20 protein-coding genes are annotated in these 21,297 nt (G+C 71.3%); 8 read left to right on the forward strand and 12 right to left on the reverse strand.

Annotated elements, in window-relative coordinates; all coding sequences use genetic code 11:
- Positions 1 to 16 precede the first annotated feature (16 nt).
- Positions 17 to 1,096 (reverse strand): hypothetical protein, encoded by a 1,080-nt coding sequence (locus ACGFMP_RS04185; protein WP_393670119.1) that lies wholly within the window; start codon positions 1,094 to 1,096, stop codon positions 17 to 19.
- Between the two features lie 216 nt (positions 1,097 to 1,312).
- Between ACGFMP_RS04185 and ACGFMP_RS04190 the strand changes: the two genes are divergently transcribed.
- Both ACGFMP_RS04190 and ACGFMP_RS04195 read left to right on the forward strand, forming a co-directional pair.
- Positions 1,313 to 1,639 carry a hypothetical protein gene (locus tag ACGFMP_RS04190; RefSeq protein WP_393670120.1) on the forward strand — a complete coding sequence of 109 codons (327 nt, stop codon included), beginning with the start codon at positions 1,313 to 1,315 and terminating at the stop codon, positions 1,637 to 1,639.
- 14 nt (positions 1,640 to 1,653) lie between these two features.
- Entirely contained in the window at positions 1,654 to 2,649 is a 996-nt protein-coding gene (locus tag ACGFMP_RS04195) for an NAD(P)-dependent alcohol dehydrogenase (protein ID WP_393670122.1), read from the forward strand.
- A 54-nt stretch (positions 2,650 to 2,703) separates the two neighbouring features.
- Here the strand turns inward: ACGFMP_RS04195 and ACGFMP_RS04200 are convergent, their stop codons facing one another.
- From ACGFMP_RS04200 to ACGFMP_RS04210, 3 genes are all read right to left on the reverse strand, one after another.
- Positions 2,704 to 2,994: a hypothetical protein gene (locus ACGFMP_RS04200; RefSeq protein WP_393670123.1), complete on the reverse strand. Its 291-nt coding sequence runs from the start codon at positions 2,992 to 2,994 to the stop codon at positions 2,704 to 2,706.
- 17 nt (positions 2,995 to 3,011) lie between these two features.
- On the reverse strand, positions 3,012 to 3,530 hold the full coding sequence (locus tag ACGFMP_RS04205) for a hypothetical protein (protein ID WP_393670124.1): 519 nt from the start codon (positions 3,528 to 3,530) through the stop codon (positions 3,012 to 3,014).
- 62 nt (positions 3,531 to 3,592) lie between these two features.
- Positions 3,593 to 5,086 (reverse strand): MFS transporter, encoded by a 1,494-nt coding sequence (locus ACGFMP_RS04210; protein WP_393670126.1) that lies wholly within the window; start codon positions 5,084 to 5,086, stop codon positions 3,593 to 3,595.
- 155 nt (positions 5,087 to 5,241) lie between these two features.
- On the opposite strand from ACGFMP_RS04210, the gene ACGFMP_RS04215 reads away from it, so the two are divergent.
- Positions 5,242 to 5,889 carry a TetR/AcrR family transcriptional regulator gene (locus ACGFMP_RS04215; RefSeq protein ID WP_393670331.1) on the forward strand — a complete coding sequence of 216 codons (648 nt, stop codon included), beginning with the start codon at positions 5,242 to 5,244 and terminating at the stop codon, positions 5,887 to 5,889.
- A gap of 172 nt (positions 5,890 to 6,061) precedes the next feature.
- Complete coding sequence (locus ACGFMP_RS04220; RefSeq protein ID WP_393670127.1) at positions 6,062 to 6,421, forward strand: hypothetical protein; 360 nt, start codon at positions 6,062 to 6,064, stop codon at positions 6,419 to 6,421.
- 178 nt (positions 6,422 to 6,599) lie between these two features.
- Here ACGFMP_RS04220 and ACGFMP_RS04225 read toward each other — a convergent pair whose 3' ends face one another.
- A complete protein-coding gene (locus ACGFMP_RS04225) occupies positions 6,600 to 7,031 on the reverse strand; it encodes a chaplin (RefSeq protein ID WP_393670129.1) in 432 nt (143 codons plus the stop codon).
- Positions 7,032 to 7,265: 234 nt separating this feature from the next.
- On the opposite strand from ACGFMP_RS04225, the gene ACGFMP_RS04230 reads away from it, so the two are divergent.
- Entirely contained in the window at positions 7,266 to 8,963 is a 1,698-nt protein-coding gene (locus ACGFMP_RS04230) for an FG-GAP repeat domain-containing protein (protein WP_393670130.1), read from the forward strand.
- Between the two features lie 257 nt (positions 8,964 to 9,220).
- Here ACGFMP_RS04230 and ACGFMP_RS04235 read toward each other — a convergent pair whose 3' ends face one another.
- The gene (locus ACGFMP_RS04235; protein ID WP_393670131.1) at positions 9,221 to 10,306 is read right to left on the reverse strand and encodes a DUF5937 family protein; all 1,086 of its coding nucleotides are present in this window, start codon (positions 10,304 to 10,306) and stop codon (positions 9,221 to 9,223) included.
- A 99-nt stretch (positions 10,307 to 10,405) separates the two neighbouring features.
- Here ACGFMP_RS04235 and ACGFMP_RS04240 point away from each other — a divergent pair, with 99 nt between their 5' ends.
- Positions 10,406 to 11,719, forward strand: a complete 1,314-nt coding sequence (locus ACGFMP_RS04240; RefSeq protein WP_393670133.1) for an MFS transporter — start codon at positions 10,406 to 10,408, stop codon at positions 11,717 to 11,719.
- A gap of 9 nt (positions 11,720 to 11,728) precedes the next feature.
- Here the strand turns inward: ACGFMP_RS04240 and ACGFMP_RS04245 are convergent, their stop codons facing one another.
- The gene (locus ACGFMP_RS04245) at positions 11,729 to 12,547 is read right to left on the reverse strand and encodes a DUF2785 domain-containing protein (RefSeq protein WP_393670134.1); all 819 of its coding nucleotides are present in this window, start codon (positions 12,545 to 12,547) and stop codon (positions 11,729 to 11,731) included.
- Between the two features lie 109 nt (positions 12,548 to 12,656).
- Positions 12,657 to 13,772, reverse strand: coding sequence for a serine hydrolase domain-containing protein (locus tag ACGFMP_RS04250; protein WP_393670135.1), 1,116 nt, complete (start codon positions 13,770 to 13,772; stop codon positions 12,657 to 12,659).
- Positions 13,773 to 13,856: 84 nt separating this feature from the next.
- Here ACGFMP_RS04250 and ACGFMP_RS04255 point away from each other — a divergent pair, with 84 nt between their 5' ends.
- Positions 13,857 to 14,771, forward strand: coding sequence for a GyrI-like domain-containing protein (locus tag ACGFMP_RS04255; protein ID WP_393670136.1), 915 nt, complete (start codon positions 13,857 to 13,859; stop codon positions 14,769 to 14,771).
- 258 nt (positions 14,772 to 15,029) lie between these two features.
- Here ACGFMP_RS04255 and ACGFMP_RS04260 read toward each other — a convergent pair whose 3' ends face one another.
- A complete protein-coding gene (locus ACGFMP_RS04260) occupies positions 15,030 to 15,524 on the reverse strand; it encodes a hypothetical protein (RefSeq protein WP_393670137.1) in 495 nt (164 codons plus the stop codon).
- A 310-nt stretch (positions 15,525 to 15,834) separates the two neighbouring features.
- Between ACGFMP_RS04260 and ACGFMP_RS04265 the strand changes: the two genes are divergently transcribed.
- A complete protein-coding gene (locus tag ACGFMP_RS04265; RefSeq protein ID WP_393670138.1) occupies positions 15,835 to 16,782 on the forward strand; it encodes a DUF389 domain-containing protein in 948 nt (315 codons plus the stop codon).
- 179 nt (positions 16,783 to 16,961) lie between these two features.
- Here ACGFMP_RS04265 and ACGFMP_RS04270 read toward each other — a convergent pair whose 3' ends face one another.
- The 3 genes from ACGFMP_RS04270 to ACGFMP_RS04280 all read right to left on the reverse strand — a co-directional run bounded on the left by ACGFMP_RS04270 (position 16,962) and on the right by ACGFMP_RS04280 (position 21,292).
- Positions 16,962 to 19,130, reverse strand: a complete 2,169-nt coding sequence (locus ACGFMP_RS04270) for a PQQ-binding-like beta-propeller repeat protein (protein ID WP_393670139.1) — start codon at positions 19,128 to 19,130, stop codon at positions 16,962 to 16,964.
- A gap of 148 nt (positions 19,131 to 19,278) precedes the next feature.
- Positions 19,279 to 19,836 (reverse strand): DUF5994 family protein, encoded by a 558-nt coding sequence (locus ACGFMP_RS04275; RefSeq protein ID WP_393670141.1) that lies wholly within the window; start codon positions 19,834 to 19,836, stop codon positions 19,279 to 19,281.
- Positions 19,837 to 20,032: 196 nt separating this feature from the next.
- A complete protein-coding gene (locus ACGFMP_RS04280; protein ID WP_393670142.1) occupies positions 20,033 to 21,292 on the reverse strand; it encodes a PP2C family protein-serine/threonine phosphatase in 1,260 nt (419 codons plus the stop codon).
- Positions 21,293 to 21,297: the final 5 nt, after the last annotated feature.

Genomic DNA, 21,297 nt, shown 5'->3' on the forward strand with positions numbered 1-21,297 from the left:
CGGATCCTACGGCGTGTCAGCGGGCCATGAGGTCGTTCTCGACCGCCGGTGCGACGCGGCCGAGCCAGAATGCGGCTTCGTCCCGGGTGAGGAAGCCGTCGAGGGAGAGGCTGGGCCGCATGTGCTTGAAGACCCGGCCGTTGCCCATGCTGAGCCTGCCGTTCGGCGGGTGCAGCACGAGCACCCTGGTGCCGTCGAGCGGCCGCACGTCGGAGGGCTTGCCCTCCGGCGCGACGTAGGCGCCGTGGCCGTCGAACAGCCGGAAGGCGCGCACCGCCGCACGAGTGGGGTCGAGGAGCGGATCGCCGGCTGTCGCCGCCTCGACCCAGTCGGGGGCCGGGCGCTCTCCCGCGACGAGCCCCTCGGCCGGGTCCCCGACGAGCCGGTCGGCCAGCAGGATGTGGAGCTGGTGGTTGTCCCCGACGCCGCCCATGGTGAGGACGTAGCCCCGCCTCGTACGGGGGTCGAGCACGATCAGCCGCTCGTCGTCGAGGACCGCCGCGAGCTGCCCCACCCATGCCGCCAGCTGTGAGCGGTCGGCCACCTCTTCCGCGTGGCCGCGCAGGTCCGCCCGCACCTGCGACGGCACCGCGGCACGGTAGGCGGGGTCGGCCAGCAGCGTGATCATCGGCTTGAGCCAGTCCTCCATGTCGTGCCAGGACAGGGCGATCTGCTCCATCGCGTCCGGCGGATCCGGCGGCCAGGACAGGGTCGCGAGCACCGCCTTCAGCTCCTCGGTGCTCTCCCCCACGGGTTCCGGCAACGGGCGTCCCGGAGCCGCGCGCTCCCAGAAGCCCGGCACCGCGGCGTTGAGCATCATCGCCTGCGCGGCCCGCTGCGGCAGCCCGTCGGCCAGCGGCAGCGGGGAGCCGCCCCATTCCACGCACGCCCCGGCCAGCACCGCGGTCTTGGCGAAGTCGCCCCCCAGGCTGGGCAGCCACGGCGCCAGGGACTCGATCGTGGCGTCCAGCGTCTCGGTGCCACCCGCGCGGGCGGCCTTCGCGAGGTCGGAGAGCGCCCGCATGAAGCCGGGCCCTGAACCGGATCGCATCTGCGCGACGAGATCGTCGACCAGCTGGCTGATGGCGGAGGGCATGGCGTGAGGCTAACAGCGGCCACCGGCATCCCCTCGACACCGCCACCTGCGATGTGCCGGCCGTACGGACGGCAAGGGCCGCCGTTGTCGGTGCCTGCCCCTGGCATCCGGAGGGCCGGGCACCCGGGGCGGGCCGCGGTGCCGAGACGAAGAGCTCTGCCCCTGGAGGAGGGACCGTGGGAGCCAGGACAGGACTGCTCGTGTACGCGGACGGGGATGTGCCGGACATGCGACGTCGACGCGGACGCCATCGAGCTCCACGGCTTCACCGTGCACGACCCGAACGGGCCGAGCCCGGCCGAGAAGGAGGCGGCGCTGAAGGCGGCCATGGAGGCCATGGGCCCGCCGCGCTTCTCCTCGAGGGGGCCCGACGGCACCCTGGTCGAGCGCACCCTGTCCCAGGGTCTGCGCGGGGCGGGCTCGGGTCGCCAGGGACAGCCACTAGGGATCCGCCCCGATGCGCGCACCGGGGCTGCTCGCCTACCGTCGTGGGCAGTGCCGGACTTCCCGCCGGCTGATCCCTCCCGCACACCGAACTCCTAGGCCGGGGAGGCCTGATGAAAGCGGTGACCCAGGACAGGTACGGACCGCCCGAGGTCCTGGGACTCACGGAGGTCTGCAAGCCGGTCGCCGCCGACGACGAGGTGCTGGTGCGGGTCCATGCGGCGTCGGTCAACGCACGCGACTGGCATGTCATGCGGGGCGATCCCTACCTGGCACGCCTGTCGTTCGGGCTCGGCGGCCCGAAGGCGCGGATCCGGGGCACGGACTTCGCGGGCCGGGTGGAAGCGGTGGGAAGGGGCGTCAAGCGGCTCCGTCCCGGCGACGACGTCTTCGGCGAGGCCGACGGGGCGTTCGCCGAGTACGTGTGCGCCTCGCAGGACGCGGTGGCGCCGAAACCGTCCTGCTGGACGTTCGCACAGGCCGCCGCGGCCCCGCTGGCCGGGAACACCGCCCTCATGGGCCTGCGCGACGCCGGGAGGCTCCGACCGGGACAGCACGTCCTGGTCAACGGCGCGTCAGGCGGCGTGGGCACCTTCGCCGTACAGATCGCCAAGTCGATCGGCGCCGAAGTCACCGGCGTGTGCAGCACGAGGAACACCGGACCGGTCCTGTCGCTGGGCGCGGACCACGTCATCGACTACACCCGGGAGGACTTCACCCGGAACGGGCAGCGGTACGACGTGCTCCTCGACCTGGTGGGGAACCGCTCCCTGGCCGAGTGCCGCCGCGCACTGACGCTGGAGGGCACCCTCGTCCTGTCCGGCGGAGGCGTGTACGAGGGCGGCAGTCTCATCGGCCCGGTGGGCCTCCTTCTCAGGGCGCGGCTGACCTCCCCCTTCGTCCGCAGGCGGCAGGCCGTACTGACCGCGGTCCCGAGCAGCCGGAACCTGGCGGCCCTGAGCGACCTCGCGGAGTCGGGACGGCTCACCCCGTCGATCGACAGGACCTACCCCCTGAGCGAGGTGCCCGAGGCCATCGGCCACCTCGAAGGGGAGCACGCCCGCGCGAAGGTCGTCATCGCCGTCCTCGACCTGGACGCGCACGCGTAGGCGCGGCCACCCGGCCCGGCGCGGTGTCCAGCCCGTTCCGCGGGCGCGGTCCCGCTACGGGGCCTGGTCCACCGTCCAGGCAGGGCCGAGTTCGGAGCGGAGCCGTGCGGCCAGTTCCCTGCCGTCCTGCTCGAACCTTCGCTCCTCGGCCGCGGAGGGGAATCCGGCTCCTGCGGGATCGTCCATGTCGTAGAGGGCGTCCCAGCGCTCGCTCCACTCGTCGAGCGCGGCGGCCAGGCCCGAGGAGATCGGCAACTCGCCGGGAGCCACGTTCTCGATGCCCTCTCCGGTCTCCAGCCAGATGGGGTGGCACTCGATCTCGGCGGCGAGCCGCAGCTTCGGCACGGGCGGGGCCTTCCTGACTAGTCGTGCGGGTTGGGCTCGGTGGCGATGACGTGGTGCAGTTGCCACCTGGCCTCCTCCCAACGGGCAGCGCGATCCGCCTTCCGGGGGTCCGTTCCCGCCGCGGCCCGCCGGGCGCTCCTGCCGCCCACCTCGGACTGAGCGGTGCGCGCCACGTACCGGCAGGTCAGCATCGTCCGCCCGGCCCTGTTCATCGCCCCGGCCTCGATGAGCATGTCCTGGCACGCCAACCGCACCGCGGAGTCGTGGAGAAGGGTGATCTCCGAGTGCCCCGGCGTCTGCCGGGCAGCGGCGGCATGCGAGGCGTGGGCCCGGACAAGCCGGTCGTCCGCCCGGCCCAGCGCGATCGCCGCACGGGCGGCGGCGACGTACTCGACGGTCGCGGCCCGCATGCGCTCCGCCAGCGGCTCCGACTCGAGGTCGACGGCGTGTTCGGCGAAGTCCAGCGCGAGTGTCGCCGCCCGCGTGCCGTCCACCTGGTCGAGCAGCTCGGCGAGCCGCACGGGCAGGACGATCATCACTCGCGTCATTCTCCCCGGCCGCGGCTCATGAGGTCCAGGGCTTTGTCGCCGCGCTGCCGTCAGGCGACATGCTCGCCGACCTGTTCCACGGCCTCCTCGCCCGCCGCCTCCTCGACGCTGTGCGAGTCGGTGAGGCTCAGCGCACCGCCCACCGCGATCAGTCCGACGACGACGGCGAGTACGGCGTAGGTGATCCGTTCGCCGTGGAAGAAGGACGCGACGAGGCCGCTGCTCCAGGTGCCGGCCGGGAGCCGGGTGGTGACCAGCGCGGCGATCAGGGTGCCGACCACGGCGGTGCCGACGCTGGAGCCGACTTCCTGCGCGGTGTCGTTCAGCGCCGCGCCGATGGAGGTGCGGTTGCCCGGCATGGCGTCGATGAGGGCGACCGCGCAGATCGTCATGACGGTGCGCAGGCCCACGGTCATGAGCACCATGCAGACGGCGATGGCGGCGTAGCCGTGGTCGACGCCCCACGACAGGCCCGCCAGCGAGCCGGCCAGGCAGACCGCGCCGACCAGGCAGGCGACGCGGTGGCCGAAGCGGCGGGCGAGCCACTCGGACAGGGGGGTGGCGGCGAGCATCGTCACGATGATCGGCAGGTTGGCCAGGCCGGCCCGTACCGGGCTCCACCCGTAGGCGTACTGGAAGTGCAGGATCAGCCCGAACATCACGCTGGCCATCGCGATGGACGTCCCGATCTGCGCGATGGCGGCGCCGCGGACCGTGCCGTTGGAGAAGAGGCCCAGGTCCAGCATCGGTGCCGCGCTGCGCCGCTCGTGCCGTACGAACGCGAGGGCGGCCGCGACGGCGCCCACGATCGAGGCGACGGTGATCGCGGAGAGCCAGCCGCGATCGACACCGCTGGTCAGCGAGTAGCAGGCGAGCCCGATGGCGGTGACGCTCAGGACGGCGCCTGGCAGGTCGAGCGCGTCCTTGGTCAGGTCCTCGGGCCGGTCGGCCGGGACGCCGAGCCGGACGCCGAGGCAGGCGATCACCGCGATCGGGGCGTTGACGACCAGCAGCCACTCCCAGCGCACATGGGCCAGCGCGGTGCCGCCGAGCAGCGGGCCCAGGACGAAGCCGGACATGCCGACGATGATCATCACCGTCATGGCGCGCATCCGCAGCGCCTTGTCGTCGAAGAGCCGGAAGACCAGGGAGTTCGTGATCGGGGCCATCGCCGCGGCGGCGACACCGAGCGCGGCGCGCAGGGCGATGAGCTCGCCTGTCGTGGAGACGAGGACGACGCACAGGCTCAGCGCGCCGAAGACCGCGAGCCCGACCAGCAGCACCCTGCGGCGGCCGAGCCGGTCGGCCATCGACCCGGCGGTGAGCAGAAGGCCGCCGAAGGTCAGCGAATACGCGCCGGTGACCCATTGCAACGCGGTCGTCCCGCTGCCGAGGTCGCGGCCGATCGTGGGCAGCGCGATCGACAGCAGCGTGTTGTCGACCATCTCGACGAAGAAGGCCAGGCAGAGCGCGGCCAGGGGAATCCACGCCGCGCGCAGGGACGGGTAGGCACGGGACGGGGTCTCAAGCGTGGCGGTGGTCATCGGCAGCCTCCTATCGAACGCCGCTCGACTATCGAACAACGTACGATACGGTACGATAGAACAACGTTCGATACTGTGCAAGACGCGTGGGGATATGAGCCATGGCACACCTGCAGAACCGCTCGGGCCAGGGACGTCGCCGGGCCTCGCACTCGATGGAGTCCGTGCTCACCGAGGCGGTGGCCCTGCTCGACGAGGCCGGGGCCCCGGCGCTGACCTTCCGGGCGCTCGCGCAACGCCTCGGCGGCGGCGTCGCCAGCATCTACTGGTACGTCGCGAACAAGGAGGAACTCCTCGATCGCGCCACCGACCACGTGATCGGCGCGGTACTGGCCGACATCGAGGCCCTTCAGGGCAGCGACGACCCGATCGACGACCTCCGCGCGATGGCCGTGACACTGTTCGACTCGATCGTGGACCGGCCCTGGCTGGGCGCCTACTTCATGCGCAACACCGACGTCCAGGACAACGCCCTGCGCCTCTACGACAAGCTCGGCCGGCAGACCCTCCGCCTCGACCTCACCGCACAGCAGCGCTTCCACGCCGTGTCCGCGATCGTGGGGGTCGTCATCGGCTCAGCCGTCGACCTGGGGCAGGAGCCGCCCGAGGAGATCCTCGGCGGCACCGTGACCCGCGAGGAGTTCCTCGGCCGCTACGCCCAGACCTGGCGCGAGCTCGACCCCGCGGAATTCCCCTTCGTGCACGAGATCGTCGACGAGTTCGACGGCCATGACGACGTCGAACAGTTCCGCTCCGCACTTGACCTCACCCTGGCCGGCCTCCGCCTGCAGGCCGGCGCCTGAGCCCGACCGTCACGGCACTTCCGCGGCGAGGCGGCCGCACGCGGCACCAGGCCCGCGGAGCCCGGGTGGCACGAACGGCTCGGCCGCGTCATCCTCGGTTGTGTGGCGGGGATGGGACCGTTCGAGCGATCGATCCCCTTCGACGCACCGTCGAGACCTCGGGAGGTCCACCGTGTCCACACTCTCCTGGGAACAAGGAGGAGTGGTCAACGCCAGCCACTCCGGCGCGGGTTTCGGCGGGCCGTACGGGGTCTATCCCAGCGAGACGGTGAACATCCGGATCGACAAGATCGCCATCCCCCCTCCTCCCGATGGCTGGTCGGTGACCATCCACGTCGGGCTCGCCCGCGTCGACGCCGAGGCCGCGGAGATAGGGATCATGTCCGTGACCAAGGTGGGCCTCGGGCCGGATCTGACGTTCGACCCGTGGGAGACAGCGGCCTACGGCCAGATCCTGGGATTCACGGTGGGCGCCGACGCCAGGAACGGTGCCATGCGGGGCTGGTGGCTCTGGCAGCTCTGGGAGTGGTGAGTCCGGCGCCGAGGTGACAGGCCGCCGCCCCTGAGCCGCTCGGGGGCGCGGGGTCCGCCCGCGTCGGCCGTCGTGGCCGCAGCGGCCCTCGGGCACAGGCTTGCGCGCCACGCGGAGGGGCGACGCGCCACCGCCCGTCGGGTGAGGTGCCGGCGGGCGGCGCGGGAGCGGCCGCCGGCTACTTGCGGGAACCGCTCTTCGCGCGGCCTTCGCCGCGCCGGCTCTCGGAGTGGTGACGGCTGCTGCCCTTCTTCACCTTTCCGTGCTTCCGTTCACCTTTGCCCTGGTGGATGTTCACGCAGGTGTTGCCGAACGAGGGGTTCAGGAAGCCGATCAGGTTGATGGAATTGCCGCAGGCGTTGACCGGGATGCTGATGGGAATCTGGACGAGATTTCCCGACAGGACACCCGGCGACCCGAACGCGGCGCCGGTCGTACCGGAGTAGGCGGACGCGACGCCGCCCGAGGCGATGATTCCGCCGACGAGCCCGGCCAGCACCGCAGCCTTGCACAGCGATTTCATGACAGCTCCATTGCTTTGAGAGAAGTACGACGGTTCCAGGGCGGAAATCCCGACACCGACCCGACCATGAAGAATTCGCCAGCGCACGCCTCGTGTATGGCTCCCATCCGGGAAAACCACCTGGATGGACGCATGGTCAGCGGTCTGGAAAGGCGGAGCGGTGGGGATCCGCCCGTCGTATGGGGGTGCCGTGTCAGGAGCCGTCTTCCGGAGCTGAACCCCGATCACCTGATCCGGACGCATGAGCAATCCCATGCACCGGATCGGGGATTCACCGTCAGAGATCCCATGGGGGGATTTGTGTCAGACACACAGTCGGCAGTGAACAGACGTCACCGCCGCCTTGCCGCAGCCTGCACCGCCGGCATCCTTTCCCTCGGCGCCTTCGCGCTGGGAACGGGCGCCCAGGCCGCAGAGCCCGGCCCGCACCAGACCGTCAAGCGGCCGACCGCCACCAGCAGCCGGGTGCCGCACCTGAACCTGCCCAAGGAGGCGCCGGCCCCGTCCAAGCTGTCCACCGCGCAGGCCAAGGCGCCGCAGCGGTACGACATCGACGGCGACGGCGTCTCCGACCAGCTCTACCGGCAGGACGACGGCACTCTCTACAACTCGACCTCCACGGAGGAGGTCGAGCTCAGGCCCGCCTCCGAGCGGTTCGTCGACCTCCTGACGCCCGGCAACCTCAACGCCACGGGCGAGCCCGAGATCCTCGCCACCACCTCCACCGGCCAGCTGGAGATGTTCACGGACGACAACTTCCCTGTCACCCCGTCCTGGAGCGGCAAGGGCTGGAACATCTACAACAAGCTCGTCGCCGTCGACGACATCAGCGGTGACGGCAGGGCCGACATCGTGGCGCGTGACTACAACGGTGGGCTCTACCTCTACAAGGGCACGGGCAACGGTGCCGCGCCGTTCGCCGCCAGGGTGTCCATCGGGTCCGGCTGGGGCATCTACGACCAGCTGACCAGCCCCGGCGACGTCAGCGGTGACGGCATCAGCGACCTGGTCGCGCGCGACGCTTCCGGTGTCCTGTGGCTGTACAAGGGCACCGGCAAGGCCACGGCGCCGTACGCCGCCCGGACGAAGGTCGGCAGCGGCTGGGGCGCCTACAACGAGATCATCGGCTTCGGCAACGAGAACGGCCGGGCCCACCTGTGGGGCAGGACCGCCGACGGCACCGTCTACTACTACATGTCCAACGGCAGTGGCGGCTTCACCGCCCGCCAGTCGATCGGCGACGGCTTCAACGTCGACCTGATCGCCGGTTCTGGCGGCATCCCCTTCTGGGGCAAGAAGGAGATGTTCGGCGAGACGTCGGACGGCTCCCTCTACTGGTACGGGGTCGACGACGCAGGGCAGTTCGCACCGCGCCAGCCGGTCGGCGAGCCCGGCGGATTCGCCGGCGACTTCTCGCTGATCTTCGCGAACGCGCTGTCAGCCGACGGTGTGCCGACCATCCTGGACCGCTTCCAGGGCGGCCTGTACAACCTGGACCTGGACCGGGACCCCAACCCGCCGATCTCCACCGGGTGGGGCGGCTACGACATCGCCCTCGGCCCTGGCGACCTCAGCGGTGACGGCGCGAGCGACCTGCTGGCCCGGAACACCGCCGGCAACCTCTACCTCTACCTCGGCAAGGGCGACGGCCAGAACCTGTCCGCCCCCCAGCTGGTCGGCGGCGGCTGGAACACCTACACCGCCATCGTCGGGTCCGGCGACTTCAGCGGCGACGGCCGCGCGGACATCGTGGCCCGCGACGGCAGCGGTGCGATGTGGCTCTACAAGGGCACCGGCAACGCGGCGAAGCCCTTCGCCACCAGGATCAAGGTCGGAACGGGCTGGGGCGGTTACACCCAGCTCGCCTCGCCCGGTGACATGGACGGCGACGGCCGCGCGGACCTGATCGCCGTGGACGCCTCGGGCGTCGCCTACCGCTACAGCTCCACCGGCACGGGGACGTTCAAGACCCGGGTGAAGATCGGTACGGGCTGGAGCACGTACAAGAAGCTCTACTGAGCCACCTGGCCCCGGGGTCTCGGGCAGGTCCTGGGGCCTCCGGCAGGCTCCGGGGCCTCCGGCAGGTCCCGGGGCCTCCGCGGCCGGGCCGGGCCGACCGGGCCCGGCGTCCAGTCGGGAGCGAAGGCGTCCACACCCTTGCGGTGCGGGCGCCTTCGCCGCTGCGGCCGCCTTCGCGGTGACGACCGCCTTCGCGGTTGCGGCCGCGCGGCCGGGCGGCGGTGCGGGCACCACCCCTCACCGCCGGGGACCCGGCGTCAGCGCAGGAGCGCCGCCAGGAGGTCGGAGCCCAGCGTCGTGGCGGCGGTGAGGTCGAGCGCGTAGTGGACGTAGCGGCCGCGACGTCGCGAGGTGAGCAGGCCCGCCCGGCGCAGCAAGGCCAGATGGCGGGAGACCTCGGGCGGGGTCAGGCCCCAGGCGTCCGCCAGCTCCCCTGTGGTGTGGGGGCCGCGGGCAAGGGTGCGTACCAGCCGCAGCCGGACCGGGTGGGCCAGCGCCTCGAGCCGCAGCTGGACCGTTTCCAGCGGCACCGGCCCGGACGCACCCGATTCCGCGACCGGATACTGCAAGGTCGGCCGGCGGCCGGGGGCGTGCACCGAGACAAGGTGCGGATGCCCGAACACGCTGGGGATGAAGGTGACGCCCGATTCCCGCGCGCTGGTCGCGCTGTCCTGCAACTTGTCCACGAGGATGCGCTCGCCGTCGCGGTCAAGGGTGACGGCCGCCGAGACCGAGGCCAGGGCAGGACCGAGCCCCTGCCTGGCCCTCAGGTCGGCCTTGAGCCGGATGTCCGCCGCCAGCTGTGCGGCGATGCCCGGCCAGGCGGCATCGAAGAACGCCTCGCCGCATTGCCGAAGCGTCTCGCGCACCCGGGCCCGCACCCCGGACGGGTCTTCCAGCAGACGTTCGGCGAACGCCTCCTGGAGCGTGCCCCGCGCCTGCGCCCGGTCCAGGGCACGCTCACGCGCCCCGGAGTCGGCGAGCGGGGACGGCCCCGCGAAGAAGACGCGGTTGCTGCCGCAGGTCGTGATCAGCGCGGAGGTCACATAGGCGTCGTCGTCGAGCCGGTCGACGTCGTCGAGCTCCTCGGCGAGGGTCGGCCGCGGCCTGGCCGGCATCAGGAAGTCCGCACGCGAGGAACGCCACAGGAATTCGGCCTCCCACAGCCGCTCCGCCAGCTCCGGACGCAGCGCGGCCCTGACCCCCGCCGACCACGCGGCCAGCTGCGGGTGGTGCGCGGGAGCGGCGAGCACATGCAGCATCGCCGTCAGCTCGGCGAGCGGAGAGGCGGCGAAGCGCAGCCGCTCAGGCGGCACCCCGGCGATGTCGATGTGCAGAGTCACCCGTCCATCATTGCTGGTCGGCGGGGTCGGAATCGCTCCGGTTGACGCGAATCGTCAACCCACGTGACCGGTCGACGCGCGGCCGCGCACGGTGGCGCCATGACAATCACCGTGCCCCGCCGGCTCGTCCAGGCGTCCGGGGGCCCCCGCTACGCCGTCGCCCTCGCGGTGGACGCGCTCGGCACCGGCATGCTGCGGCCGTTCCTGCTGCTCTACGGGATCAACGTGCTGGGTCTGTCCGCCACGACCACCGGCATCGCCATGACCGCGGGCATCGTCACCGGTCTGGGGTGCACGCCCGCACTCGGCCGCTGGCTGGACCGGGGCGCGCGCAGCGACGCCGTGGCCGCGGCCATGCTGGTGCGGGTCCTCGGCGTGGCGCTGCTGCTGGCCGCCCCCGGGGGCAGCCCGGGGATGTTCGCGGCCGCCGCGCTCTTCCTCGGCATCGGCAACCAGGCGTGGCCCGCGGCGCACGCCGCACTCGTGACCACCGTGTCCAGCGGCCGTACCCGCGACGCCGCACTGGCCGCCGCGCGGTCGGTGCGCAACGCGGGGATGGGCGTCGGCGCGCTGGTCGCCACCGCCTGCCTGGCCGGCGGCACCCCGGCCCTGAAGGCGCTGGCCGCCGTCACCGCCGCCGCCTACGCGACCGCGGCGGTCCTGGCGTGGTCGACCCACGTCACCGCGGCTGCGCCCGCCGGCCAGGCCCCCGCCGCGCCGCAAGCGCCCGCGCCGTCCATGAACCCCCTGCTCCTGGCCAACGTCGTCCTGGTCTTCTGCCTCAACGTCCCCGAAGTCGCCCTCCCCCTGGTCCTGGCGACACAGGTGCACGCCGCCCCCGCCTGGTCGGCGGGAGTCTTCGTCATCAACACGGTGGTGGTGGTCGGCCTGCAGGTCGCCGTGACCGTCAGGATGTCCCGCTTCCCCCGCCACATCACCCTGATGGCGGCCGGGATGATCCTCACCCTGTCCTACCTCGGCTTTCTCCTGGCGACTCCGCTGGGCCACGGCCTGGCCGCACCCGTGATCACCGCGGTGTCCGTCGTGTGCACCCTCGGCGAGATCCTCTACGCGGGCAGCGCCACCGCACTCGTCGCCGCCACCGCACCACCGCACGCGCTGGGCCGGGCGCTGGCCCGGCTCCAGCTCTCCACCGGCCTCGGCCTCGCGATCTCCCCCGCCGTCATGACCGCCCTCGCCACTCACGGGCCCGCCACCCTCTGGGGATCCCTCGCCGTCGCGACACTGCTGGCCGCCACGGCGGTGGGCCGCAGCGGATCCCGGCCACGGCCGCACCGGCCCGCCGGGCAGCCCTCCGATCCCGCCGAAGGGCCACTGCCCGGTGAGGGCCGCGCGACCGGGGCGTACGAAGGCCGGCCGGAGGTGCCGCGGGCAGGAGTGCCAAGCCGCTGAAGAGCCGCCTCAGCCGAGCCAGTGGTAGGGCAGCCGGAGGATGCCGACGACGCGTGCTGCCACCTCGTCGGCATGCGGCGGGACACCGCCCTCGGCCAGGCCCTGCCTCAGATGGAGGTGCAGGGACTGCAAGGTGGCGAAGGTGTTGAAGGCCCACGCGGGGACTGCGCCGGGGCCACCGCGCTCGAACGCCGCCGCCACCAGGTCGAGCCAGCCCGTCGCCTGGCCGGCGCTGAGTCCGGGGGCGAGCAGGATGCGGGTGATCGCGGCGGCCAGCCGCGCGTCCTCGAGCTGGGCGTAGCGGTAGTCGGTGGCCTGGGCGGTCATCCGGAGCGCGCACAGCTCCAGCAGGTCGGTGCGGTGGCCGGGCAGCGCCGCGGCGAATGCCGCGGCCGCGTCGGCGCCGTGGGCGACGGCGTGCAGCCAGCCCAAAGTGTCGTCCCAGCCGCGGGTGTCGCGCTCCTGCGGGTACCAGGCGGCGAAGCCGGTGTACCAGCGGAGCACGGCCGCCTCCGGCACGGCGACCGGCACCTCCCGGGCGCGGGCCAGCACGCACTTGAGCACCAGCGGCGCGAACGTTCGGGCCTGGACCTCGGGGTGGGTGAAGCGCTCGGCGGCGGTGTCGCCCATGGCGGCCAGCACCTCATCGAGATGCCCGGCGCGGATCCAGCCCGCGGCGGCCGTGTAGGCGCGATCGTCGCGCACCTGCGGATCGGGGGAGACGAGCATCGCCCCCAACTCGTCGGCGATTCGGGGCGCCCCCACCCTGGCCGGAAAGACGAAGTCCCCGCCGGTGACGGCGGCCCAGTCCACGAGATCCCCACCCATCCCGCCACCCTGCCACACGCCGCCGCCCCTGGCACGGCCTCCAGGACGCCTCGGCCTCCCCGCCCCAGGTGTCGGTGGCGGGCTGCCGGGTCCCACCGCCTGCGGGTCGTCATCGCAGTCCGCTGTAGGCGGCCATGACCATCTCCATACCGCGGCTGTCCTCCTGCCGCTCCCGGTCGATCATCCGGTTCATGACGTAGGCCACCGTCATACGCGCGTCGGGGTCGCTGACGACCAGCGAGCCGCCCCACCCGCCCCAACCGAAGGTGTTGCCGAACCTGCCGAAGCCCGCGCTCCAGGACATCGGCGTCCGCAGGACGCGGTCCTCGCCGCGGAACACCTCCTGCCACGCGGGCTCGCAGCCCCGGGGGGACAGCAGCCGCACGCCGCCGGCGCTCCCCCGGTTCGCCAGCACCGACTGGACCAGGGCCACGGACCGGGCGTTGCCGAAGCCGTTCACCGCGGGGATCTGCGCACGGCGCCAGGCCGCGGAGTTGGCATCCCTGACCCGGATCGCGGCACCCGTGTACTCCCGGCGGGTGCCGTCCGGTCCCGCCGGCGCGGTGGAGGCGTATGCGTCGGTGAGCGACGGCGGCGGGATGAGCGGTGCGACGCGGCCGTCGTCGGCGGCGGAGAGGCCGATGTGGAAGTCCGCGCCCAGCGGCCCCGCGACTTCCTCGGCGAAGAACTCCCCGAGGCTGCGGCCGGTGATACGGCGGACGATCTCACCGACGAGGAAGCCGAAGGTGAGCGCGTGATAGCCGGCGGCCGTTCCCGGCTCCCACTCGGGGGCCTGCGCGGCCAGCCCCGCCGTCACGCCCCGCCAGTCGTAGAGGTCCTCGACCGCTGTCATCCCTGACAGGTCAGGCAGCCCCGCCGTATGGGACAGCACATGCCGTACGAGCAGGCGCTCCTTGCCCGCCGCGGCGAACTCCGGCCAGTAGGCGGCGACCGGCGCGGACAGGTCGAGCCGGCCGCGGTCGGCCAGGACAAGCGCGCACAAGGCGGTCATGTTCTTGGTCGTCGAATTCACGCCCGCGAGGGTGTCGCGCCCCCAGCCGACGGAGCGGTCCGCGTCGGTGTACCCGCCCCAGAGGTCGACCACCGGCTCGCCGTCGAGGCGGACGGCGACCGAGGCGCCCACGTCGTCCTTGCCGAGCGAGGCTGCGAGGGCCGCACGGACAGCGGCGAATCGTGGGTCGCACAGCCCTTCGACATCAGTCATGGACGCAAGCCTCATGCGGGGCAGGGGCTTGCTGCCCGACAATTCCCGCACAGGTTCTGTCGGGCAGGAAGGGCGGACGCGCGCGTGCTGGAGCGGCTGAACCAGGCGCTGGACCATCTGGAGGCCGGCCTCGACCGGGAGGTCGACGTGGCCGAGGCGGCCCGGATCGCCGCGGTGTCGGAATACCACTTCCGGCGGCTGTTCTCCGCCCTCGCCGGGATGCCGCTCCCGGTCTACGTGCGGCGCCGGCGGATGACGCTCGCCGCGGCCGAGGTGATGGCCGGGGAGGTGACGCTGCTCGACATCGCGGTGCGGTACGGATACGGCTCGGGCGAGGCGTTCGCCCGCGCCTTCCGTTCGGTGCACGGCATCGGCCCCGGCGAGGCCCGGCGCACGGGCGCGGTGCTCACGGCGCAGCCGCGCATGTCCTTCCGCGTCGTGGTCGAGGGGAGTACGGCCATGCGGTACCGGATCGTGGAGAAGGAGGCGTTCCGGTTCGTCGGCAGGCGGGCCCGGGTCCCGCTCGTGCACGAGGGCGTCAACGCGGCCGCCGTGTCCCACCTGGAGAGCCTGGACGAGCAGGCGGTCGTACGGATGAAGCAGCTGGCCGGCCGGGAGCCGGAGGGGATCCTGTCAGCGGCGGTGTACCTGACCGACAGCCGGGAGGAGGGCGCCGAGGCGGACTACTGGATCGGCGTGGCCACCAGCCCCGAGGCGGCCCCCGACGAGCTCGACGCCCTCGACGTAGCAGCCGGGACCTGGGCGGTCTTCGACAGCCACGGCCCCTACCCGACCGCGCTCCAGGAGCTGTGGCGGGACGTGTTCACGCGGTGGTTCCCCTCGAACCCGTACACGACCCGACCCGGCCCTGAGCTCCTGCGGGCGCAGCCGGTGCCGCTCGGCGAGGAGTCCGGCTCCCAGCTGTGGATCCCGATCGAGCGAGGGGTTCCCCCGCGACGGGGTGCAACCGGATGGAGCCGGTGCCGAAGTCGGCCCTGATCCCGAAGCCGGTCTCTTCGCGAGTGCTGACGCTGGAACATCGCAGGTGAGCACTCCGCGTCGTCATGTCGGAGTCGTAGCACCAGACGCGATCCGGAACAGTCGCCCGTGTTCCCGTACTCGTGCGCGAGGCAATCACACGGCGGCCGAGTCGAGTTGGAATGTTCCAGTGCGATGGCGTACACAGGCGACAACAGGGCCTCCTGGTGCTTCTCCGGCTTCAACATCCGGAAGCTGCAACAGGGGCCCCGATCGAGGTCAGCTCTTGAGGCTGGGGGAGCCGTGGAGACTCCAGTAGTATTCAGCCTTGCCGTCATTGTTGATGTCGTACTCGATCAAGCCGTCCGATGTGTAGTACCACGAACTGTTGTAGGACTTCCACGCCATCGCGCAGGTCCCGCTGACGTCATTGCCGGCGGCATTGACATCGCTTGTGATGTAGCAATTCGTGGGGGAGTAAGCGTCGTCGTTGTGCTCCAGGTTGACATGTACGTACATCTCGTCCCAACGAGTCCCAGGGCCCACCGAGTCCGAGTGCTGCTTCCACTGGATCTCTGCCTTTTGGTGACCGGCATTCACCAGTATGCAGGGTCTCGCGGAAAGGGTCACATCGGGCTTGCCGGGCAGGGCCACGGAGTTCGATTGCCAGCTCGCACAGTTGGTGAGTGTCGATTCCTCCTGGGCGAAAGCGGGCACCGAAAAGCCTACCAGGGTGAAGCCGGCCGTAATGCCCACTATCCAGCTCTTCCTCATTGCCACTCCTTTGTCGATCCCACGGTTTTTCTTTGACCGTGGATAGTCAAGCATCTCGATCGAGCCAACTCTAGTCATATGAGCAAGATTTGAGGCAGCTGCCTGAAGTGGAGGGTAGTTTCAGTTCAAACTCGACTTACTGACCTTGAATGCGTGATTTCGTCATGATGGGCGGCTGTAAGTTCAGGGCAGGTGTCCCGGGTCACCACGCCCACCAGCAGAGATCTGCAACACCCTTTAGACTTCGCCACCGGCGTACCGGGGCGGAGACCGCTGCGCCTTCGCCGGGCGCTCCGCAGGAGGCAGGCAGGTGCTCCAGCTTCGGCTGATCGTCCCCGCGGACCGCACGGACGAGGTCACGGACTTGATCACGGCGACGGTCGGGGCGGCCCATCTGACCCTGCTCAAAGGTGCCGCCCTGGATCCGCCGGGCGACCTGGTGACCTGTGACGTGGCGCGTGAGGCCGCGGATCCGCTGATAGCGGCACTGCGCCGGCTCGGTGTGGAGGAGCGCGGGCTGATAGCGGTGGACTCCGTCGACGTCTCGCTGTCCCGCAGATCGGACGAGGCCGAGCGGGACGCCCCCGGCGAGGCCGCGGACGCCGTGCTGTGGGACTCGATGGCGGAACTGACCCAAGAGGAGTCCACCCTCACGGTCACCTATCTCGCGTTCCTGTCCGTCGCGACGATGCTCGCCGCTTACGGGGTCATGCTGGACAGCTCCATCCTGATCGTGGGCGCGATGGTGGTGGGCCCGGAATTCGGGCCGCTGGCCGGGATCTGCACCGGGCTGGTCCTGCGCAGGAAGCAGCTCGTGTCGCAGTCGGTGAAGGCGCTGGTGGTCGGGTTCCTGGTGGCGACGCTGCTCACCGGGGCGTTCGGCGCCCTGCTGGATCTGCTCGGGCTCTTCAGCCGTTCGCAGTTCGACAGCCCACACCCGGCGACTCAGTTCATCTGGCAGCCGACCGCGGACTCCTTCGTGGTGGCCCTGCTGGCAGGCATCGCGGGAGTGCTGTCCCTCACCTCGGCGAAGTCCGGCGCGCTGGTCGGGGTGGCGATCTCGGTGACGACGGTCCCCGCCGCCGCGAACGCCGCGCTGGCCCTGTCCTACGCGTCGTGGCACGAATTGCTCGGGTCGACCTGGCAGTTGGTGCTCAACCTGGCCGGCATCATCGTCGCGGGGCTTCTCACGATGCTCGTCCAGAAATGGCTGTGGCGCAGGCAGCGCGAGCGCGCCGCGCCGATGTCGAAGCGCTGAGAGCCGGGGCGTTCCGCTCGGCCCCGGCCCACGCCCGGTCGCAGGACCGCCACGCGAACGCGTCCGCCGCCCCAAGTTGACGTTCTCGCACCCACGTCAGGCTGTGACTGGTCGCGCCGTACCGCTGGAAGCGGCACGGAAGTGGTGCGGGGCAAGGGGCCCGGCGTCGGATCGGCAGGTCAGGAAGCAGGGCCGTCCGGGCTGCGGGAGAAGGCGGTGTCGCCCGCTGTCGCCACGATCGCGTCCTTGACGAGCAGCACGCTCGGCGGGATGCTCACGGCCTTGTCCCCGGTGTCGTCCAGGGCGGAAGTGCGCCACACCTCCGCTCCGGTGCGGCTGTCCAGTGCCAGCAGGCGGCCGAAGCGGTTGGAGAAGTAGACCCGCTTGTATGACGCTGACAAGGCGGGCACGGACAGGTATTCCATGTCCGTGGCCTTCTGCCAGAGGAGTTCGCCGCTGTCCGCGGACACCGCGGCGACCGACCCGTTGGACCGGGCGAAGTAGACGACGCCGTCCACGAGGGTGGCTGTGCCGGTCAGCGGATGCGCCAGTGCCATCCGTTTGACCTGCCCGGTTTCCGGGTCCACTCGCAGTACCGCGTCGTACGGCCGCTCGTATCCGGCTTCGTACACCTCCTTCGTGGTCTGGGGGGCCAGGAAGACGGGCTGTCCGCCGAAGACGCCGAGTGCTTCTGCCCCCGTGGGCAGCGTGGCGATCTCCGTGAGGCTGCCGGGTCCGAGCTTCTCCAGGTCGACCGGGCCCTGGCCGGGCTCGGTGCCGGCCGAGCACAGGGCGTAGGGGGCGCCGCCCAGCGCCGACGCAGTGCAGTACTCGTCCAGTGAGGGGGCCTCCCACAGCTCCTTGCCGGAAGGCCCGTAGGCGACGAACCCCGAGTCGGCGGACACGGTCAGCAGTCCGCCGTCGTACAGGACGGCTTCCTGGGTGGCGCTGATGTCGCGTTGCCACCGCCGGCGTCCGGTACCGGCGTCGAGGGCCACCACGCGCCTGGTCTCGTCGTCCGGCACCTCGTACGCGTAGACGAGCCCGTCGCGAACCCCGATCGGCCGGGCGTTCTGGGGGCGGGTGCCGCTCCGCCACAGGACACGGCCGGAGGCTGCGTCGACCCTGGCGACGGTGAAGCCCGTACCACCGCAGAACAGGGCGGTTCCCGCCGCGACGCATCCGGTGCTGTCGTAGTCGAGGCCGACGCCCTTCACCTCGTACCGCAGGTTCGTCTTCCAGGGCCGCCATGCGCCGGGCAGCGACGCGGCACGGGCGGCGGCCGTGACGTGGGAGGCGGCGGGCGGGAGGGCGGTGTGGGAGGCGGTGGTGGTGTGCCGGCCCAGCACGTGGACGCCTGCCCCGACGATCAGCCCCGCCACGGCCACGGCCGCCGCGACGACGGTGAGCAGCGTCCGTGCCCGGCGCCGCTTGCGGGTGACCGGCGCGACCGTCGCGGAGGTGCTGCCCGCGCCGCGAGGAGTGGGGCGGGGGCGGGAGTTCACGGAGCCGCTGGCCTGCGAGGGTGCGGGGGCGTCGGATTCGGGCAGCGCCTGGAGCATCCGGTGCAGATCCGCCAGTTCGAGCCGCGCGGCAGGGTCCTTGTCGAGGCAGCGCTCGACGATGTCCACGAGCGCTTCCGGCACCCCTTCGAGGTCCGGGGTCTCGTACATCACCTGGTAGCCCGTCATGTACGGGCTGTCGGCGTCGAACGGCCCTGTGCCGACGGTCGCGAACACCAGCAGCGACCCCAGCGCGAACACGTCGGAGGCCGGGGTGACCTCGCGGGGAGAGGACAGCTGCTCCGGTGACATGAAGGGCGGGGTGCCCATCATCTGCCCGGTCATGGTGAGCTTCTGGCTGTCGGCGGCACGCGAGATGCCGAAGTCGATGACGCGCGGCCCGTCCTCGCACATCAGGACGTTGGCCGGCTTGAGGTCCCGGTGGACCAGGCCCGCCCGGTGGATGTCGCTCAGCGCCTCGGTGAGCCCCAGTCCCAGGCCACGCAGCTCCCGCGGGCTCAACGGGCCGTCCTTCTTGACGACTTCGGCAAGAGTGGGTCCCGGTACGTAGAGCGTCGCCATCCACGGCCGGTCGGCGTCCGGGTCGGCGTCCACGACCGGCGCGGTGAAGGCCCCGCTCACTCTGCGCGCCGCCGCGACCTCCTGCCGGAAGCGCGCCCTGAACTCCTCCTCCTGGGCATACGGCCCGTGCATGAACTTGACCGCGACCTGCCGTCCGGAGGCGGAGACACCCAGATAGACGACTCCCATGCCGCCCGCTCCGAGCCGACCGAGAAGGGTGTAGCCACCTATGGACCTCGGGTCCTCGGTGCCCAGGGGCGTCATCGACGATCACCTTTCCCGCGCCGGCCTGCCTCACCGCCATCAGGCTAGACCGTCCGTGGACACCCTCCCGGGCCAGGTTCGCCGCCGTTCGCCCGGCCCCTGCTCGACCGCACGGGGCCCTTCGATGTCGGCGCCTCCGGGGGCAGCCTCAGTCCGCCGCCCGCGCCGGTGACGTCGCGCCCTGTGCGTCCGGGCCGGCGGGGTGGCCGCCCTCGGAATCCCAGACGTCTTCAGGCGCCCCGCTGGCCGTGTCGGGCTCCCACGCCTCGTGGGACACCTCGGCCGCACGGCGGTCGGCCTCTTCCATCAACTGGCTTCCTGTCGAGTTCCGCAGCGGGTCGGCCGCCGCGGCCATCAGCCAGGCGGCAGTATCCGCTCGCGTCTCCGGCGGTACGACCAGCAGATCCCAGCGGCCCGACCTGTAGGAGAGCAGCATCAGCTGATGGGGGTCCTGCTCCGCCTTGAACCAACCGACCTTCACCACGTGCCCGTTGACCTGCACCTTGTGCGGGATGACAGGCCAGCGGTCCGGGTTGACGGTGATCCGGGTAATACGGTCCCACCGTATGTCGAGGACATCGGTCAGAGACGGGAGTTCGGCGGTCAGGTCGCGAGTGCGGGGCCACCAGGCCCCGTCGATCCTCGCGGGGGAGGAGCCCGTCGGGCTGAGGGAAAGACGCAGGGCCGACGGCGCTGGCGTCGGCATCGAGGGCGCCTCTTCCGGCGTCCCCGTCTTCGGTGTGTACGTGCCGGGCGCAATCATCGCGAACCTCGCCCCGATTCGACGCGAGCCGACTCGGTGGTCGTCGATCGCCGAAAATGACACGGGCTGAATGCGGGTGTGCGGAATACCCTCGGTGACTTGATGCTACTCCTCGGTGGTGCCCGGCGGGTGTCTTCCGTCAGTCGATCACCGCCAGGTGGTCGGCGCTGCCGCCGCGCCACTCGACGAGGAGGATCGTCGCGTCGTCGCTGGTGATGCCGCCGCGTGCCTGCTTCAGCGTGTGCGAGAGGTCCCGCACCATGGCCCGGGCGCCGGGCCGGCCTCGTCCGACGTCGGAGATGATGTCGATGAGCTGCGCCAGCCCGAACTGCCTGCCCCCGCTGAGGTGCTCCTCGATGAGTCCGTCCGTGAAGCACAGCACCCGGTCACCCGGGCGCAGAGTCCGATGGCTGACCAGGGGTTCCTGGCCACCGAATCCGACGGGGAGCGTCGTGTCGCCCTCCAGTTGCCCGACGACCTCGTGGTCGCGGATGAGCAGTGGCCACGGATGGCCGGCGTTGACCCACTGCAGGTGGCCGGTGACCACGTTCAACTCCATCATCTGGGCGGTCACGAACTGCTCGGGCCCGAACTGCTCCGCGATGACCTCGTCCATGTAGGCGTAGATCCCGGACAGGCCGACGTCGCTTCTTCTTGAGTGCCGGTAGCCGCCGATGGCGGCCGTGGCCATGACGGCGGCGCTCAGACCGTGTCCCATCGCGTCGATCATGGCAAAGTGCAGGACGTCGTCGTTCAGGGCGTAGTCGAAACTGTCACCCGCCACGTCATAGGCAGGCTCCAGAATCCCGGCGATCTCCACTTGGGGGACCGACATCCGCAGCGGCGGAAGCAGCGACCACTGGATCTCGGCGGCCACACTCATCGGAGCCCGCCGCCGGGCCAGGGCGAAGATGTCGGTGTAGCTGTCCTTGGTGACCACCATGTCGGCGACCAGACCGGCCAGGCGTCGCAGCAGCCGCAGGCCGTCGCCGTCCACCGTGTCCAGGGTGACAGCCATGACACCCACCTGGTCGCTGCCGTCCAGCAACGGCAGGAACAGCCTCGTCCCGCCGTCCCGCGGCACCTCGATGATCCGCGCTTCGAGAAAGGCGGTGCCGGCGGGGGAATCACCGATCGGATGCGGCGCTTCTTCCAGGAGGCCCCGGCCATGCAGCGGCATGAGCATCAGCTGCTCGTAGTCCTGGAGCAGCACCGACACGTCCCGCCCGCCGACCCTGGCGACCTCCTCCGCGATGAGCGGGGCGATGAGTTGCGGCGGCATCTCGTGGGCACGGTCCAGCAGCACACCCAGCAAGCGCTCCCCGAAACCCTCGGACCGGTCGACCGGAATGTCGCGGAACCGGCGCTGCTGTTCGCTCACACCACCACATAACACCATCGAAC

The sequence above is a fragment of the Streptomyces sp. NPDC049040 genome, from assembly GCF_043197715.1.
Taxonomy (GTDB): Bacteria; Actinomycetota; Actinomycetes; order Streptomycetales; family Streptomycetaceae; genus Actinacidiphila.

What these genes read in the sequence shown, in the direction of transcription:
- ACGFMP_RS04185 (WP_393670119.1), bottom strand. Translation starts at nt 1,096, where the DNA reads ATGCCCTCCGCCATCAGCCAGCTGGTCGACGATCTCGTCGCGCAGATG.
- ACGFMP_RS04190 (WP_393670120.1), top strand. Translation starts at nt 1,313, where the DNA reads ATGTGCCGGACATGCGACGTCGACGCGGACGCCATCGAGCTCCACGGC.
- ACGFMP_RS04195 (WP_393670122.1), top strand. Translation starts at nt 1,654, where the DNA reads ATGAAAGCGGTGACCCAGGACAGGTACGGACCGCCCGAGGTCCTGGGA.
- ACGFMP_RS04205 (WP_393670124.1), bottom strand. Translation starts at nt 3,530, where the DNA reads ATGATCGTCCTGCCCGTGCGGCTCGCCGAGCTGCTCGACCAGGTGGAC.
- ACGFMP_RS04210 (WP_393670126.1), bottom strand. Translation starts at nt 5,086, where the DNA reads ATGACCACCGCCACGCTTGAGACCCCGTCCCGTGCCTACCCGTCCCTG.
- ACGFMP_RS04215 (WP_393670331.1), top strand. Translation starts at nt 5,242, where the DNA reads ATGGAGTCCGTGCTCACCGAGGCGGTGGCCCTGCTCGACGAGGCCGGG.
- ACGFMP_RS04240 (WP_393670133.1), top strand. Translation starts at nt 10,406, where the DNA reads ATGACAATCACCGTGCCCCGCCGGCTCGTCCAGGCGTCCGGGGGCCCC.
- ACGFMP_RS04245 (WP_393670134.1), bottom strand. Translation starts at nt 12,547, where the DNA reads ATGGGTGGGGATCTCGTGGACTGGGCCGCCGTCACCGGCGGGGACTTC.
- ACGFMP_RS04250 (WP_393670135.1), bottom strand. Translation starts at nt 13,772, where the DNA reads ATGACTGATGTCGAAGGGCTGTGCGACCCACGATTCGCCGCTGTCCGT.
- ACGFMP_RS04260 (WP_393670137.1), bottom strand. Translation starts at nt 15,524, where the DNA reads ATGAGGAAGAGCTGGATAGTGGGCATTACGGCCGGCTTCACCCTGGTA.
- ACGFMP_RS04270 (WP_393670139.1), bottom strand. Translation starts at nt 19,130, where the DNA reads ATGACGCCCCTGGGCACCGAGGACCCGAGGTCCATAGGTGGCTACACC.
- ACGFMP_RS04275 (WP_393670141.1), bottom strand. Translation starts at nt 19,836, where the DNA reads ATGCCGACGCCAGCGCCGTCGGCCCTGCGTCTTTCCCTCAGCCCGACG.
- ACGFMP_RS04280 (WP_393670142.1), bottom strand. Translation starts at nt 21,292, where the DNA reads ATGGTGTTATGTGGTGGTGTGAGCGAACAGCAGCGCCGGTTCCGCGAC.